Origin of the sequence: Winogradskyella litoriviva (assembly GCF_013249065.1) — a bacterium.
Taxonomy (GTDB): domain Bacteria; phylum Bacteroidota; class Bacteroidia; order Flavobacteriales; family Flavobacteriaceae; genus Winogradskyella; species Winogradskyella litoriviva.
Genome location: NZ_JABRWQ010000004.1, coordinates 248,785 through 264,532, shown reverse-complemented (window position 1 = coordinate 264,532; position 15,748 = coordinate 248,785). Strand labels below are relative to the sequence as shown.

The window sequence follows — 15,748 nt, the reverse complement described above, 5'->3', positions numbered from 1 at the left end:
CTTAAAAAATGAAACATTTAACAAAATTCATAGAAAAGAATAGTTCAGGAAAAAAAGTTTTAGGACTTTTTATCTTGACAAATGTTGTTTACACCTTTATGCTGACTGTTACAATTCCTAAAACAATGGAATTCTCTAACGGAATGAAATTACTGGATATGATGCCTACAGGGTATAATTTAAATTATGTCAATGAATTATTCACTTCACTTGGAGAAAATGGACGTTTAACATACCTAACCAATCAAATACCTGTGGATATGATTTACCCACTACTATTCGGACTTTCTTACGGTTTGCTTTTGGGATATTTCTTAAAAAAATTGAACAAATTAAATTCCCAATATATGTATCTCTGCCTAATTCCTATAATTGCTGGGATTGCTGATTATCTAGAGAATATCGGTATTATCATAATGCTAAAAAGTTACCCTGATTTAATAGAGATTTCAGTAAAAACAACTAGCTTATTTTCACTGATAAAAAGTATTTCGACAACTGCTTTTTTTGTTATCCTAATTATCGTTTTAACGATACTTGGGCTAAAAACCATAAATAAAACAAACAATTAAATGAATAATATAGAACCACAAAAGAAATCCTTTAAAATTAAAATACTTGTAGAAATAGCAATTGTATTCCTAACTATAGTAACCATAAAACACCTTGCGGATTATTTCGAAGTGATTGGTGCTGGCTCAATAGCAATTTGGTGCGGAATTATAGTTAGTACAATTTTTATGAAACAGAATAAAATAAAATCGAAAGCGTTTGGGCCTCAGATTCCAAAAGGCACAAAAAATTGGTTGATTAATATATTGATAGCACTTGGCACTGTAATACTAGTTTTTTCAATTATGGGACTAATTGTAAAACCAATTTTGGAAAGTTTTGGTCTAACAAACCCAGCAGATGTAGCTGATAGATTTGCCTTTTTTATGGGAAAACCTCTTGTGTTTATAAGTTACCTAATTACAGTTGTTTGGTTTGGTGCAGCGTTAGGTGAAGAATTGTTATTTCGTGGCTATTTACTAAATAGATTGGTTGAATTTACTGGAAATAATAAATCGGGAATAATTATAGCATTAATTACACATGCTGTAATATTTGGAATGTTACATATTTACCAGGGACTAGCAGGTGTTATTGCCACTGGTTGTATTGCACTTATATTTGGTTCAGTCTATTTTATAATTAAGCGAAAACTTTTTCCTATAATAATTGCACATGGAATTATTAATTCCTTCAGTCTTATTGGATTGTACCTAAATAATGGTATTATATCTTAGAGCTTGTCCTTTAGAAAAGGAGAATATCAAATTAAAGGATGTTTTGATTTTTAAATCAGAACCTTTAAAAAAAGGAGTGATTATAAATGGCTCTTTTTTAAGGAATCTTGAGTTTTAAATTAATTAAAAAAGGTGTTGATTATTCTGTTATCCTATATCAATTAGCACCAAAAGGGAACTATTTTCATTTAAGCCATTATATCGGTAGAGCTAGCTATGATAAAGATTGAGAACAGAGAAATTTAGAAACTGTCGTAAGTGGGTAACATCGTCATTATAAATCAATATGAATTAATCAACAATTAAAGAAGAAATGAATTCATCAATTTTAAACACTCAAAATATTCAGAAACAAGCCAAAATAGTTGGCTTCACCTGATTTTTTACTTATGCAACAGTATTTATAGGTTTTACATTGCAAATACTATTTCCAGAGACTTCAAAACAGTTAATGGTAGTTATGGCTCCAGGTGCAATTTTCGAACTCAATTTTGGAATTTGGTTATTGGTAAAAGGAGTAAAAATTAAATAAATCAGAAAAACGAAAAAAATACAATTATATATAAAGATGAAATATATTTTAATAACAAGTTTACTAATAATGATGGGATGCTCTAATACATCTAAGTCAAAATTTGTATCAATAGAAAAGGAGACTCAAGAAAATCTTATTGCAGTTATAGATACGATCTGGCAAACAGAACAATTACCAATTAGACTAAGAGATTCCTTAATTTCTATTTATGGTGTCGACTCAGAGTTGGTAAAAGAACAGCAAGTTATTATAGATAAAAATCATATAATTAATGAAACTAAAGTGAAAAGTATCCTTGAAAAACATGGTTGGCCAACAAAAGAATTGATGGGAGAACGTGGTAATTGGACCATTTGTAATGTTATTCAACACGCAGATAATGAAGTTAGAATACAATACCTGCCAATGATGAGGCAGGCGGTTAAAGACAAAAAGTTAGAACCACGCTTTTTGGTAAGAGCAGAAGACAGAATTGCTACAGAAAGAGGTGATTTACAAATCTATGGTGGACAAATGAAATACTATCCAGAAACCAAAAGTTTTAATTTATGGCCAGTCTTTGATCCTGCAAATATTGATAAGAGAAGAACTGAAATTGGTTTAGACTCTATTGCCATATTCCTAAAGAATAGATTTGATTTTGAATGGAATCTTGAAGAACAGATAAAGAGATCAAAAGACTTTGAGCAAGCAAGGCACAAAATAAATAGTACTGACTAAAAACATAACACCTATGCATGGACCAGACAAAAACTTAAAATTCCCACTTCAGAATTACGACAGACTTTGTTTCTTAAAAAATGTTGTAAAAAACCCTAATATTAGTATTGGAGACTATACTTACTATGACGATTTTGAAAATGTAGAGAACTTTGAGAAAAATGTAAAATACCTTTTTGACTTTGTAGATGACAAATTAATAATCGGTAAGTTCTGTATGATTGCTTCTGACGTAAAATTTATAATGAATGGCGCAAATCATTTAACAGATGCATTGTCAACCTATCCGTTTGCCATTTTTGGAAAGGGTTGGGAAAACGCAATGGATGGAAAAAGCTATCCAAATAAAGGAAATATTACGATCGGTAATGATGTTTGGATTGGTTATAACGCAACTATTATGGCTGGTATAACCATTGGAGATGGTGCAATTATTGCCACAAACGCAACCGTAACTAAAGATGTTGAGCCTTATACAATTGTTGGTGGAAATCCTGCCAAAGCAATCAGAAAGCGATTTTCAGAGGCTATAGTTGCAAAACTCTTAGAACTAAAATGGTGGAATTGGGATATCGAAAAAATCACAAAGAACATTCAAAACTTAACGGACAACAAAATTGAAAAATTAATAGAATAAGTGATTATGAAATCAGCAATTTATACATCTTATGGTTCACCAGAAGTTATTCAAATTTTAGAATCGAAAAAACCATTGCCAAAATCGAAGGACATGTTAGTACAAATTAAAGCATCATCCGCTACTCGTGCCGATACAATGATGCGAGCAGGTAAACCCAAATTCGGGAGATTGTTTCTCGGTCTTTTTAAACCAAAGAACACGTCACTAGGTACAGGTTTTTCTGGAGTTATTGATTCGGTTGGTTCAGAGGTAACGCAATTCAACGTAGGTGATGAAATTTTTGGAGAAAAACTATTTAGTAATGGTACTAACGCAGAATTTATATGCATTGCTGAAGACTCAATAATTGCGCTTAAACCCAACAATATATCACATCAAGAGGCTGCACCTGTTTGTGATGGTTTTCTAACCTCTTATAACTTTTTAAAAGATATCGCAAACATTCAGCCAGGACAACATATTTTAATAAATGGTGCCTCAGGAAGTTTAGGAACGGCCGCAGTGCAAATTGCAAAACTTATGGGTGCTACCGTTACAGGTGTTTGTAGTACTAAGAATATGGCGTTGGTTAAAGCCTTAGGAGCCGATTTTGTAATCGACTATAAAAACAACGACTTCACAAAAAACATCAAAACATATGATGTTATTTATGATTCAGTAGGAAAAACCAATTATAGTAAGTCCAGAAATGCTTTAAAATCTGGAGGCGTATTTTTAACGCCTGTATTAAGCTTAAATATCTTGTGGCACTCAATGAGTAATCCAAAAAGAGTAAAGTTCGCAGCTACAGGTCTAAAAAAACCAGAGGAATTAAAACAAATGCTTTTAGAATTAGTAGACTTTTTTAAGCAAAAACAACTTAAAACGGTTATAGATAAAAGTTACTACTTGTCAGATATTAAAAAAGCGCATCATTATCTCGAAACTGACCGAAAAGTAGGGAACATCGTCCTCATAAATCAATAAGAATTCATCAATCAAAAAAAGAACAGTGTATGTTTTTTAAATCAAAAGAAGGAAAAGAAAAGATATTAAAACTTTACAATCAAAAGCTTAATCAACTCAATATAGATTATTCCGAAAAACTATTAAAAACAAAGTTCGGTAATACAAATATTATAATTACGGGTGACACAAAACAACCACCTTTAGTTCTTGTTCATGGTACAGGTGGTTGTGCACCATTAATTTTAGAATCATTCCCTAATTTATCATCTAAATACTGTGTTTATGCCATTGATGTGCTTGCCCAACCTAACAAAAGCGCAGAACAAAGCTTAGATATAAAATCGCTCGATTATGGAGAATGGCTGTTAGAAGTCGTTATCAAATTAGGACTAAAAGACGTCACTTTAGTTGGGTTTTCCTTTGGCGGATTAATTAGTTTAAAAGCGCTCGAATATAGTGAAATACTTATAAAGGAAGTCTTCTTAATAGCACCTGTTTATATTGTTAACGGGAACCCATTAATTAATTTATGGAAAATGTTTATCCCCTTAAAAAAGTTTATTAAAACTGGGAACAAACAGAAAATAATAAAAGTGATGAATGTACTTTTTACGGAATACGATGATTTTGCGCAGGAGTTTCTCACCACCACTTTCTTAAATTGTAATATGGATTTTTCACCATTACCCATTATAGCTAAAAAATCTGCTCAACAAATAGAAACACCAATTACCATTTTCGCCTGTAAAAATGACATTATGTTTCCAGGTGAAAAAATGATTAAAAGAGCCAAAAAGGTATTACCATCACTTAATAATAGTGTGCTATTAGAAAATTCAAAACATGTACCTAGTCGAAATAATTTTAGTTTAATTGAAAAAGGTATACTAAAAGACTTTTAAATTATGACAACGCTTTCAAGGCAATTGTGTTTAATTATTTAGAAAAGTCCTATAATGTAATGCTGTGCCACCTGCACTGCGCCTTTCGACTTTGCTCAAGATAGGTTTCACTAAAGTGTAAACATGGGCTTATTTTCGACACATCTATTTTAAGTGATTTAGATCATGAATTTTAGAAGCGTAATGTGTGTGGAATGAGTTTATATGGGAATACTTAAAATGATTTGCTCTCACTTATTTATGTTTCTATATTTTTTATTTTTCTTTGTATAAAATTAAAATTTGATAAACCAAAAATCCATAGCAGTTTTACCCTTTGTCAATATGAGTAATAATATTGATAACGAGTATTTTTGCAATGGTATAACCGAAGAAATCATTAACGCCTTAACAAAGGTAAAAGGTCTTAAAGTTATAGCAAGAACTTCTTCTTTTGCTTTTAAAAATAAGAACGTAGATGTTAGGTCTATTGGTAATCAATTAAAAGTTGCAACAGTTCTCGAAGGCAGTATTAGAATATTTAATGCAAGAATTCGTATTAATATTCAATTGATTAGAACCAATGACAGCTTTCAAGTTTGGTCACAAGATTTCGACAGAAAATTAGATGATATTTTCGAGCTTCAAGACGAAATTAGTCTCATCATTGCTGAGCAGATACGAGAAAATTTCGGGCATTTAGATATCTCTAACCATATATCTATTATCGGAACTAAAAATATTAATGCTTATAAACTCTATTTAAAAGGAAGAGCCTATCAACTTAATTGGGCTTTAGAAGATTATATTGAGGCCATAAATTGTTATAAACAAAGTATTGAGATTGACAAGAATTTTTATGATGCCTATTTTGCAATAAGTAGATCCTATGGCATATTATCGAGTTGGGGATTTATTGAAAAAAAAGAAGGGGAGAAGAAGGCTAGGTATTATTTAAAGGAAGGTTTGAAAATTAACGCTACATCTTATTTAGGTTATTTTTCTGAGTCTTCGTTAAACTTTTGGAATGATTGGAATTATACTAAAAGTATAGATTCTCTAAAAAAAACATTGCATAAAAATACGAGTTATGCTATAGCCTATGAGGGAATTGCTGAGATTTATATGGCCACAAATCAATTAGATAAAGCCTTGTTAAACATTAGTAAAGCTATAGAAATTAGTCCTTTATCACCTAATCACCATTTTACAAAAGGTAATGTGTATTTTCTGAAAAAAGAATATCGAAAAGCCATTAATTATATTGATGAATGCTTAAGGATTGATCCAAATTTCACTTTAGCAATTGAGACAAAATTGGCTTGCTTTATATTTTTAAATGACAAAACTAACTTTAAAAGTTATATAGCTACAATGCCGCAATTAATAAGTCCAAAAATTTGTGAAATCCTCTATAGTCTGATTAATAATGAGCAGTTAAATATTGGGATTGATGAAATAATTGTTGATGTTGAAGAGAGTTTTAAAAGTATTTACCCTTGGCACTTTTATTTCCTCATACATTCTGGTAAAACAGAAAAAGCAATGCAAATTTTTGAAGATAAAATGAAACTGAAAATCGGGCAACTCGTCAATTTTCAATTAGACCCATTTTTAGAGCCTTTGAGACATCATAAAAGGTTTAGGTTAATCAAAAAACAAATTATCTCTTCAGGGTTTATTCCTGTAAAAAAAGAATCTTTAAATGACGCCCAAAAAGAAGTTACAAAACCATTGGATACTTCTGAAATAGATAAATACAAATTAGTTTTAGAGAATTTTATAAAAAATAATGAGGCTTATTTATATCCTAATCTTTCTTTAAAAGAACTTGGTAATAGCATTGATTTGCATCCAAACAAGCTTTCGTGGTTACTTAATGCAGAGTATAATAAAAACTTCAACGATTTTATTAATCAATTCAGATTAACACATTTTAAAACCATTGCACTCGACCCAAAATTTAAGCACATTACTATTTTGGGCTTGGCTTATGATAGCGGTTTTAATTCTAAAAGTGTGTTTAATACATACTTCAAAAAAACAGAAGGTGTTACACCAAGTCAATGGGTCAAGTCTCATAATTAAATACTCGTCATCAAGTAATACTCATACTTCTATTTAAAATCCTCTACCGAAATTGGTTTAAAGCGGACTCTCAAACTTACTACTCAAATTTGATTTAAAATTAATTCCGAACGTTCGAAATTATAATCTCGGACGATTGGAGGCTTATTATGCATCAACTTTGCACTATCAAATTAATATTAATCAATAAAAAACGAACACTTATGAATTTATCAAATCACAAATTCAAAACCAACACAATGATTCACAAGCTCAAAACGACAGGTCATTTTATGATAGTTCTATTACTATCTATGACTACTTTTTTAACATCATGTTCCAATGATGATGACAATGTCAATCCACCGAATAACAATAACACAACCGTTGAAAATGTATTAACTGATATTGATTTTCAAGGGTATGCCATTGTAACTAAAAATGGAAATGATTTAGTACGTCAAGGTTTTGGATTGGCAAATGAAAGCACAGCAATGCCTCAAAGTGATAACCTTGCTTACCGTATAGGTTCAGTTACTAAAACGTTAACAGCAGCAGCTATCGTACAACTAAAACGTGATGGTTTAATTAGTGATTTTAACCAAACCTTAAACGAATTTGATGCAGAATTTCCTAATGGCGAACAAATTACCATTGCACAGTTATTATCGCATCAATCTGGCATTTCAGATTATCAGTTTGTAGTTGAAGACGCTTACGAACAAGGAGCAACCTTGGATGAAGAAGATATATATGAAGTTATTACTGATATGATTTCAGAAAACGGACTCAATTTTGAGCCAGGTTCTGGTAAACAGTATAGCAATTCAAACTTTCTTATCGCAGCTTTATTAGTTCAAGAATTATCTCAAATGTCTTACCACGAGTATATTCAGCAAAAAATCTTAATCCCTTTAGGAATGACTGACACCTATAAAGGTGACAATATTATTGATGCTGATACTCATGCTGAAGGTTATGAAAGTGGCAGCATTAATAGTACGTATCCAATGACTATTGCTTTTGGTGTAGGCGATTTTAGTAGTACACCCAAAAATATGGAAACGTGGACTAATGCTGTTAAAACCACTTGGTTTACAGAAACTGAAAAAACCGAAATATTTGCGCAAAACGTACCAAGTGGTTTTGTTGATTTTGGTTTAGGTTGGTTCACTACCCAAGAAGGAGATACTACAATGTACTGGCATGGAGGTGATATTAATGGTTATTGGAGTATGATTGGCTTTATACCTGAGTATGATGCAACAATTGTGCTTTTAAGTAATAATCAAGACGATACAGGGACACAACGTAATGCCATTATTCAACAGGTATTAACAAATGAATTTAATTAAAAATAGTAAACGACTCTTAAAATAATAGAAACATGAAAAAGTTAGTATCAATAACAATATTATTTGCACTACTTGCTACAAATGGATTTGCTCAAAGCATTAAAGAAGATGTAACAAAAGATAACAAAGATTACAAATACAGAGTGAGCTTTCCTGCAATAATCTTAGGCAATATTGGTAAAGGAGGAGAAAGAATTAATACGCAACACATAGAATTTCATGTAAAACGTCAATTAGATTCTAAAAACATTGTCGGTGTAAAATTTGCTACTTGGAGATTATTTCAGCCTATGGGCATTCAATGGTGGGACGGGCTTTTAGATAAAATAGATTCTGAAACCGAATTTTATCCTGGCTACTTGCGTGAAACAGGTTTAGGAGTAACATATCAACGTATGCTTTGGAAAGGGTTATTCGCCTCAGTAGAAGTATTACCACAATACAAAACCTATTTAGATTTAGACAATAAGAAAATAGCCAATGGTTTTAAGTTGTATACCTCTTATCACATTGGTTATCACTTCGCTTTTGGTAAAAAGAAACAATTCTTTATTGAGCCTCAATTTCATTGTAATAATTGGATTATTGACACCAACACACCTGAAGACTTTAAGCAGCTAGACAACAGGTGGAAATCTTATTTTTTGTTTGAACCTAATCTATATATTGGTATAAGATTTTAAGTTATGATACCGTCAAATTACATCAATACAAATCCTATGAGAACTATATTTTTAAGCTTGACTCTTTTTATTAGTTTAAACTGTTTTGGTCAGCAAATCATTGATGATGAAGTCACAAAATTATTTAAAACCGAATTAGAAAAAGAAAATATTAAAAGTGGAATTCTACATATATATTCTGAATCTCGTGGTATTGATATTCAACTAGCCAAAAGTAAAGAAGATTCTATTTATATCAACAGCCCATTTTATACAGCTAGTGTCACTAAAATGCTTACTGCAACAGCCATAGGAATTTTAGCTGATGACAATAAGCTAAAGTTTGAAGATAAAATTGCTCAATATTTATCAGAAACTATGATGTATAATCTGCACGTTTTGGATGGTAAAGACTATTCAAAAGATGTTACAATTGCTCACTTATTGCAACACACTTCAGGTTTGCCAGACTATTTTACAGACAACACTATTGATGGAAGTCCTAATATGATCAATCAGATATTAATGAACACCAATAAGTCATGGTCAGCAGAAGAAATGATAGAATTTACTAAGCATAACATGAAACCTCATTTTGTTCCTGGTACATACTATCATTATACAGATACAGAGTATGTACTTTTAGCATTGATTATAGAAAAAGTAAGCGGTGTAACGTTCTCTCAGTTCTTAGAAGAAAATATTTTTCAGCCTTTAAAAATGCATAGTTCTTACATCAACCTAAAATCATCACCAATAGACAAAACTTTTCCTATGGCTAAGTTCTTTGTTGGAGATATTGAGTTATCAACCCTTAAAAGTTTAAGTGCCGATTGGGGTGGAGGTGGCTTAGTATCGACAACAAATGACTTAATCACATTTCTTGAAGCTTTTAATAATGACTTAATTGTAAATAAAAAGACTCGAATATCAATGCAAAATTGGATATACGAAACAAAGGGAATGAAATATGGATTTGGAATACGTAAGGTATCTTTTAAAGATTTAATAGATAGAGACTCAGAACTACAACTGATTGGACATCCAGGAAGTACAGCGTCATTCTTATGGTATTGTAAACAATTAGACACGTACATCTCTGGTACGTTAAATCAATTAGAAGCTTCTAAAAAAGCATTACTGTTGGTTTATGAAATACTTAAACTTATAGAAAACAAAAATTAACAGAATCGAAATTTAGAAAAAAGGGATTGAACACGCAACGCACAATCTAAATTGGTTGGTGATTTACATTTAGGCAGTGTAAAATCTAGGTTATAAAAAAATCATAATAATGAACACTACGAATTCAAAAACCGTTTTACTTGCAGGAGCTACAGGTTATTTAGGTGGTTATGTTGCTAAAGCTTTAGTCGAAGATAATTTTAAAGCTAAACTCATAGCAAGGTCAACAAAAACTCTTAAATCTTTTGAAAGTAAAACAGTAAAAATTATAAAAGCTGAAGTAACCAAGCCTGATACGTTATATGGAATTTGCGAAGGAGTAACAACTGTTATATCTACAGTTGGTATTACACGTCAAAAAGATGGTTTAACTTATATGGATGTCGACTATCAGGCTAATCTAAACTTATTAAACGAAGCAAAAAGAGCAGGAGTAAAGAAGTTTATCTATGTATCTGCAATTAATGGTAATAAATATAGACATCTAAAAATATTTGAAGCTAAAGAAAAGTTTGTCGATGCTCTAAGAAATTCTGGGTTAGAATATGTTGTAATTCGTCCGAATGGTTTTTTTTCTGATATGAAAGATTTTTTAGACATGGCAAAAAACGGTAAAATATATCTTTTCGGTAATGGAGAACAAAAATTTAATCCCATTCATGGCGAAGATTTGGCAATCGTTTGTTTGCAAGCTATTAAATCAACTAGCAATGAAATAATAGTTGGTGGTCCTGATATTTTAACCTTAAATGAAATAGGAGAAATGGCTTTAGATGCACATCAAAAACCAATAAAAATTATTCATTTACCAGATTGGGTAAGAAAATTTGTGATTTGGACTGTACGCACGTTTACAACATCTAAAACGTATGGCCCAATTGAGTTCTTTTTAACACTTATGGCAGAAGATAACATTGCACCGCGTTTTGGAACTAGGAGGTTGTATAAGTTTTTTAGAGAACAAACTTAATAGCACGTTGTTTCTAATTACATGTAGCGATTTTCATTATAAGTCGTCTTCAGTATATAAATTAATTAACCAATAAAATTATGTTTAAAAAGTATAAAATTTTAAAATGGATTCTAGCCTCATTGGCTCTTATGATTACCTTAATACTGCTTTTAGGTATATATATTGCCAGTCTATTACCAGAAGAGGAGGCAGAATTAATACATAGTCAGGTAAGTGATATTACATATCTTACCGAAGATGTCCCTTCTTATAGAGGAAAAATACTCGCTGTTGTAACAAGCACAGATGCAATGGGATCAAGTGGTAAAAGTACAGGTTATGAACTCACAGAATTAGCAAGAGCTTATTATGTATTTAAAGCTAATGGTTTTGAAGTTGATATTGCAAGTCCATTAGGCGGTCAGCCACCAGTTGTTTTAGATGATGATGATATGGGAGTTTTTGATTATGCGTTTTTAAATGATGTAACCGCACAGTCCAAAGTAAATAATAGTCTGTTGTTAGATGAAGTTATTTCTAAAGATTATAAAGCTGTTTATTTTGTTGGCGGTAAAGGCGCTATGTATGATTTTCCAGATAACAAATATATCCAAGCCTTAATACAAAACTTCCATAATAATAACAAAGTCATTGGTGCAGTTTGTCATGGACCTGCAGCATTGGTAAATGTTAAATTAGAAGATGGACAGTTGTTTTTAAAAAACAAACAGGTAAGTGGCTTTACTAATAAGGAAGAATTATTGTTAATTCCAAAAGCTGAATCAATATTTCCTTTCTTATTGCAAGACAAATTGATTGCTCAAGGAGCGACATTTAACGAAAATTTCATGTATCTGGAAAAAATCAGCCATGATAATAATTTAATAACAGGACAAAACCCATGGTCGGTTTGGGCATTAGCAGAAACTATGGTGAAACAAATGGGATATACACCTAAACAAAGAACAATAACAGCTGAAGAAAATGCAGTTAAAGTATTATATACATACAAAACAGAAGGATTAGAAAATTCTAAAGCAAAAATTAAACAAATCATTCAAAAAAATAAACAATCCGTTTCTAGATCATTATTAGTAAGTCATAGTGCCATTTCAATAATACAAGGTGACCTTAAAAAGTTTTATGATATACTTCGATTAGCATCTTATGCAAAAGATATTGAACCGAATACATAGAAAATAATGAGAATATTAATAGTCATAAGTTTATGCTTTTGGTCAACTTTAGTTTTAGATGGCAAATAGCACTTAAAACCGCTATAATACTAAAGGTTGCAAATGTCCTATAATGTACTTGCGTTATGTACAACATAAGTTTTGGTTAAAAGCGCATGTTTGTCTTCTTATTACAGAAAAATTTAATCTATAAGTTTTTTTTTACTTAGTTAATGAAATCGATGTACGAGATTCAAAAATTCATCTAAAACAATATTAACCTTGTGATTAAACATTCTTTATGCGACGACGTAGGAGGGAAGCATAATGTGTGGAATGGATTTTAATAAACTTATTGCATTTTTCTAATTCAATAATCATATTTTAGTAGGATAATTTTGGTAGTATATAAAATATGAACAAGAACGGTATAATTGAAGCAATAGATAAAGAAAGCGACTTCTCTAAACTAATTGAAGATTTGTTAGTTAGAATGGGTTTGGAAAATGTAATTAGGATTACAAACAATCTAATCGAAGCAACTCAAAAAACAGCCCTTAAAAATCAAAAAATATTTTTTTTAATTACGTTAAGTGAATTAAACGGCAAAGTTCCAGCTATTGATGAAAGAGTAAAAAACATTACTCCTAAATATGACCATTTATATATTGTTACTTCAAATGCCAAACTTTCAAACTATTTTCAAGATTGGCTAAATAGTGAAAACCAAAACACAGTAATTGAGTATTGGAGTAAAAAAGATGTAATTGATAATATCAATGAATATTATGAAGACTTTTGGTCGCATAATGACACTTTCTTAAAGCCATATGAAATAAGCTTTATTGATTCAGTACAAGCAGATAAACATTTAAAAAGTTTATTAAAATTAGATGATAAATATGATAAGTTATTAGAAATATTTATAGAACCAAAATTATATATATATAAAGAAGATTCTGAAACGGAGACCTTAACAAAGAGCAGGGTAAATAAGGATAAAATTATAAAATCAGGTAGTTATGTGCTTTCAGGTGAAGCTGGAACTGGTAAAAGTACATTGCTGAAAGAAATAGGAAAGGAGCTTATTGAAAAAAATAAAGAGTTAATCTTTAAAAATATACCAATAATAATTAAAGCTAGTAAAATTCTTGAGTCGAAATTTCAGATTAAAAAGATTTTAGATGAAGAGTTACTAAAAACTTATAAAGCATTTGATATAGAGCGAATATATAACGAATATCAGATTGTTTTAATTGTTGATTCTATTGATGAATTTGAAAGGGAGAATCAATTGAAGGTTTTAAATGAAATACATGATTTAAAAGAAAAAATAGGAATTCGTTTTATTATAGGAACAAGAAATTACGATTACCTAGTTGAAGGTTTTGAATTGAATGACCATATTAGAGTTAACCTAAGTAATTTTGATATGAACCAAGTTAAATTATTTTTGGATAATTTTTTTAGGTTTAATTTAGAAAAATCGAATAAATTATGGGATACGCTTCATGATAATAACATATTAGAAAAAATACCAATTACACCTCTAACTGTGTCGCTCATTTCAATACTTTTTGAAGAAAAACAATATGAAATACCAGCTACAATAACAGATATATACGATAATTTTAATATTTTCTTATTGGGAAGAACATCTGTAAAATCTAGCCTTGAATTCTTAGATATAACTATAAAAGAAAGAATTCTATCAATATATGCAGTTGAAGTTATTGGAGACCCAAATAATACGAGAAAGTCAAAACAAGAATTTGAATCATTTATAAAGAAATTTTTTAAAGGAAAGAATATAACTATTAAAGATGAAGTTTATCCTGAACTAATCAAATCTTTAACCCAAGGAACAGGTGTTTTATATGAAGATGAAAATGGTAAAATTGATTTTAAGCATGATTATTTTATGGAGTATTATGCATCTAGAGAAATTTTTAATCAACGCAGAGATTTAGAACCAAAACTAATTGAGAACTTTACAAAATTCAGTTGGCAAAACACAGCTATTTTTTATACTGGTAGAACTAAAGATATGCCAGATTTTTTGACGGCATTACTAACTAGAGTAGATAAATACACCGAACTAAAAGACGAATTAATAGCATCTTCTGGTTTAGGTTATATTTTACAATCTTTATGGTTAACAGATTCCGATTTAAGAAAAGATGGTGTAATTAAATCTTTGGAGCTTTTAATTAAAGCTGACCAAGATGTTAAGCGACTATCGTCGACATTACCCATTTTTAAAAATTTAAGAGATGCAGATATTGCGTTAATGAACTTCTTTTGGTTTTTTAATCACTTCAATTCAAAAACTCTTGAAGATACTTTAAAGCTTGCATTTGACCATATAAGTTTACAATTGGACAAGATTGAGGATACTGGGTTGCCTAATGATATTGTGAACTTAAAATATAAGCTATTTTGTATAGGTGCAACTTTAACTTCAGATAAATTTGATGAAAATGATAAACTAGATTTATTTTACTCTAGGAAGAATACTCTTTCAAATCCAATTTTCGCTCTATTATTTGATAATGGTCTTGACATTATAGACCCAAAAAACAAAAATGAATTAAAAGAGAGGTATAAATTAAAAAAACGTCTACAGAAAATGCAAAAAGGAGTTAGGTATTACTTAGACAATAGTGTTGATGTTACTAGGTTTACTAGTTTAGAAGCTATTAAACCAATTAAAAATGTAGAAATTTATACTGAAGGAAAAACTGATGCAACATATATGATGCAAGCTTTTAAGGCTTTAACAGGAAATACCGAACCATATTGGAATGTCGAATCTTGTGAAATTAAAACAAATAAAGATGGAGGAGGAACTCATGAATTGGCTAAAACATTAAATAACATAGCTCTAGAAATGGATACTGGTAAATATCAAGATAAGACAATTATTGGGATTTTTGACAATGATGCTTCAGGGTTTAAAGAATTTAATGGTTTTAAAAATGAAGATTTTGAAGTTTTTAAACCTGGAGTGATAAAAAAACATAAGACTAAAAATATTTATGCCATCATTTTGCCAATTCCAGATGAATTAGCTGCTTATAATCAAGCTAAACAAGAATTTAAGTTTTTTGAAATTGAACATTATTTTGAAAAGGAATTTTTGGAAGAAAATAAAATGTTAACGAAATTAGAAATTGACGGCCTCTTTGAAATAACTGGAAATAAAGGAAATTTTGCAGAAGAAATAAAAACAATTAGTGAACCTCATATATATAAAAGATTTGAAAATTTATTCTTTGTTATTGATGAGATTAATAAAAAAGAGATTGTTTATATTTAGTTTATTATCATCATAAAATT

Annotated in this window: 14 protein-coding genes; all 14 read left to right on the top strand. The window is 30.2% G+C overall.

The genetic code is table 11. The features are described from left to right. Positions 1-8 precede the first annotated feature (8 nt). Positions 9-572 (top strand): hypothetical protein, encoded by a 564-nt coding sequence (locus HNV10_RS10155; protein WP_173301239.1) that lies wholly within the window; start codon positions 9-11, stop codon positions 570-572. After that, a complete protein-coding gene (locus HNV10_RS10150; protein ID WP_173301238.1) occupies positions 573-1,289 on the top strand; it encodes a CPBP family intramembrane glutamic endopeptidase in 717 nt (238 codons plus the stop codon). Between the two features lie 451 nt (positions 1,290-1,740). Next, complete coding sequence (locus tag HNV10_RS17375) at positions 1,741-1,821, top strand: hypothetical protein (protein WP_394353350.1); 81 nt, start codon at positions 1,741-1,743, stop codon at positions 1,819-1,821. 36 nt (positions 1,822-1,857) lie between these two features. After that, positions 1,858-2,544: a DUF6624 domain-containing protein gene (locus tag HNV10_RS10140; protein ID WP_173301236.1), complete on the top strand. Its 687-nt coding sequence runs from the start codon at positions 1,858-1,860 to the stop codon at positions 2,542-2,544. Positions 2,545-2,557: 13 nt separating this feature from the next. Beyond that, entirely contained in the window at positions 2,558-3,181 is a 624-nt protein-coding gene (locus HNV10_RS10135; RefSeq protein WP_173301235.1) for a CatB-related O-acetyltransferase, read from the top strand. A gap of 6 nt (positions 3,182-3,187) precedes the next feature. Further along, complete coding sequence (locus tag HNV10_RS10130) at positions 3,188-4,150, top strand: NAD(P)-dependent alcohol dehydrogenase (protein WP_173301234.1); 963 nt, start codon at positions 3,188-3,190, stop codon at positions 4,148-4,150. 29 nt (positions 4,151-4,179) lie between these two features. Then, complete coding sequence (locus HNV10_RS10125; protein ID WP_173301233.1) at positions 4,180-5,034, top strand: alpha/beta fold hydrolase; 855 nt, start codon at positions 4,180-4,182, stop codon at positions 5,032-5,034. A gap of 324 nt (positions 5,035-5,358) precedes the next feature. Next, entirely contained in the window at positions 5,359-7,101 is a 1,743-nt protein-coding gene (locus tag HNV10_RS10120) for a tetratricopeptide repeat protein (RefSeq protein WP_173301232.1), read from the top strand. Between the two features lie 239 nt (positions 7,102-7,340). Continuing rightward, a complete protein-coding gene (locus tag HNV10_RS10115; RefSeq protein ID WP_173301231.1) occupies positions 7,341-8,435 on the top strand; it encodes a serine hydrolase domain-containing protein in 1,095 nt (364 codons plus the stop codon). 32 nt (positions 8,436-8,467) lie between these two features. Next, positions 8,468-9,118 carry a hypothetical protein gene (locus tag HNV10_RS10110; protein WP_173301230.1) on the top strand — a complete coding sequence of 217 codons (651 nt, stop codon included), beginning with the start codon at positions 8,468-8,470 and terminating at the stop codon, positions 9,116-9,118. Positions 9,119-9,121: 3 nt separating this feature from the next. Beyond that, a complete protein-coding gene (locus tag HNV10_RS10105; RefSeq protein WP_241695495.1) occupies positions 9,122-10,282 on the top strand; it encodes a serine hydrolase domain-containing protein in 1,161 nt (386 codons plus the stop codon). A gap of 109 nt (positions 10,283-10,391) precedes the next feature. Then, positions 10,392-11,252, top strand: coding sequence for an SDR family oxidoreductase (locus HNV10_RS10100; protein WP_173301229.1), 861 nt, complete (start codon positions 10,392-10,394; stop codon positions 11,250-11,252). Positions 11,253-11,332: 80 nt separating this feature from the next. Beyond that, positions 11,333-12,430, top strand: a complete 1,098-nt coding sequence (locus HNV10_RS10095; protein ID WP_173301228.1) for a type 1 glutamine amidotransferase domain-containing protein — start codon at positions 11,333-11,335, stop codon at positions 12,428-12,430. 394 nt (positions 12,431-12,824) lie between these two features. Then, on the top strand, positions 12,825-15,728 hold the full coding sequence (locus HNV10_RS10090; protein ID WP_173301227.1) for an NACHT domain-containing protein: 2,904 nt from the start codon (positions 12,825-12,827) through the stop codon (positions 15,726-15,728). Positions 15,729-15,748 lie beyond the last annotated feature (20 nt).

Bases quoted from the DNA above. Each gene is read 5' to 3' on its own strand.
- HNV10_RS10155 (WP_173301239.1), top strand. From the start codon at position 9: ATGAAACATTTAACAAAATTCATAGAAAAGAATAGTTCAGGAAAAAAA.
- HNV10_RS10150 (WP_173301238.1), top strand. From the start codon at position 573: ATGAATAATATAGAACCACAAAAGAAATCCTTTAAAATTAAAATACTT.
- HNV10_RS17375 (WP_394353350.1), top strand. From the start codon at position 1,741: ATGGTAGTTATGGCTCCAGGTGCAATTTTCGAACTCAATTTTGGAATT.
- HNV10_RS10140 (WP_173301236.1), top strand. From the start codon at position 1,858: ATGAAATATATTTTAATAACAAGTTTACTAATAATGATGGGATGCTCT.
- HNV10_RS10135 (WP_173301235.1), top strand. From the start codon at position 2,558: ATGCATGGACCAGACAAAAACTTAAAATTCCCACTTCAGAATTACGAC.
- HNV10_RS10130 (WP_173301234.1), top strand. From the start codon at position 3,188: ATGAAATCAGCAATTTATACATCTTATGGTTCACCAGAAGTTATTCAA.
- HNV10_RS10125 (WP_173301233.1), top strand. From the start codon at position 4,180: ATGTTTTTTAAATCAAAAGAAGGAAAAGAAAAGATATTAAAACTTTAC.
- HNV10_RS10120 (WP_173301232.1), top strand. From the start codon at position 5,359: ATGAGTAATAATATTGATAACGAGTATTTTTGCAATGGTATAACCGAA.
- HNV10_RS10115 (WP_173301231.1), top strand. From the start codon at position 7,341: ATGATTCACAAGCTCAAAACGACAGGTCATTTTATGATAGTTCTATTA.
- HNV10_RS10110 (WP_173301230.1), top strand. From the start codon at position 8,468: ATGAAAAAGTTAGTATCAATAACAATATTATTTGCACTACTTGCTACA.
- HNV10_RS10105 (WP_241695495.1), top strand. From the start codon at position 9,122: ATGATACCGTCAAATTACATCAATACAAATCCTATGAGAACTATATTT.
- HNV10_RS10100 (WP_173301229.1), top strand. From the start codon at position 10,392: ATGAACACTACGAATTCAAAAACCGTTTTACTTGCAGGAGCTACAGGT.
- HNV10_RS10095 (WP_173301228.1), top strand. From the start codon at position 11,333: ATGTTTAAAAAGTATAAAATTTTAAAATGGATTCTAGCCTCATTGGCT.
- HNV10_RS10090 (WP_173301227.1), top strand. From the start codon at position 12,825: ATGAACAAGAACGGTATAATTGAAGCAATAGATAAAGAAAGCGACTTC.